General features: G+C 51.5%; 1 protein-coding gene. It reads left to right on the top strand.

Annotation, left to right across the window (positions count from 1 at the left end; genetic code table 11):
- A partial coding sequence (locus AACR75_RS03840; RefSeq protein WP_047691691.1) for a contractile injection system protein, VgrG/Pvc8 family occupies window positions 1-460 on the top strand: 460 nt, incomplete at both ends.

Raw genomic sequence — 460 nt, 5'->3', positions numbered from 1 at the left:
TGGAGCTGGTGGACAAAACCGCTCAGCTTGAGATGCTGCGTGATGACCTTGTCGTGCAGCGCGTGCACGGCATTGTGCGCCAGTTCAGTAAAGGCGATATTGGTCATCATCACACCTTTTACTCACTGACCTTAGTCCCGGCATTAGAGCGGTTATCACTGCGCCAAAACAGCCGTATTTTCCAGCTCAAAACCGTTCCTGAAATACTCTCCATCGTACTGCAAGAAATGGGCATTAACGACTACGCCTTCTCGCTGAAACGTGAGTGTGCTCAGCGTGAATTCTGCGTGCAGTACCGTGAGACGGATATCGACTTCTTGCACCGCTTAGCCGCCGAAGAGGGCTTGGTGTATCACTTCATTCATGAAGAAGGGAAACACACCCTCTTTTTCAGTGACGACAGCCAAAGCCTGATAAAGCGAGAAACGCCTATCCCTTACAACGCCCTCGCAGGTGGCGT

The sequence above is a fragment of the Vibrio sp. ZOR0018 genome, from assembly GCF_963865925.1.
GTDB classification, from domain to species: Bacteria; Pseudomonadota; Gammaproteobacteria; order Enterobacterales; family Vibrionaceae; genus Vibrio; species Vibrio anguillarum.
The sequence above is the reverse complement of the archived record's forward strand: the minus strand, read 5'-3'. Positions and strand labels throughout refer to the sequence as shown.